General features: G+C 35.5%; 1 pseudogene. It reads right to left on the bottom strand.

Annotation, left to right across the window (positions count from 1 at the left end):
• Positions 1-344: pseudogene (locus SB775_RS28120) on the bottom strand (LTA synthase family protein); the annotation flags it as partial.

Raw genomic sequence — 344 nt, 5'->3', positions numbered from 1 at the left:
GTAACTCGTTAACGCTTCAAATTCTGTATTCGCTGTATTCCCTCCAAATGTAGGAGCTATCGTTTGTCCACCTGGAAAATTCTCTGTATAATGATGTAAATTCGGCACTGGATCTTCGCTAAATGAAAGATTCGTTAATTTTGTCGGATCCCACAATGCTTCAGTCATAATATATATAATGTTCGGCTTCTCTGCCTTTTTTTGCGCTTTTACTTTACCGCCATATTGCTTTTCTATATCCTTTGCAATTTGCTGCATATTTTCTTTTGAATATTCCTCTGGCTCTTTTATGACTGTCGTATCTAAATTACTTAAAAATCCTATAACAAAACCATTCCCCTTAT

Source organism: Peribacillus sp. SIMBA_075 (genome assembly GCF_046534585.1).
Note: the sequence above shows the minus strand (reverse complement) of the source record. Positions and strands in the feature narration are given on the sequence as shown.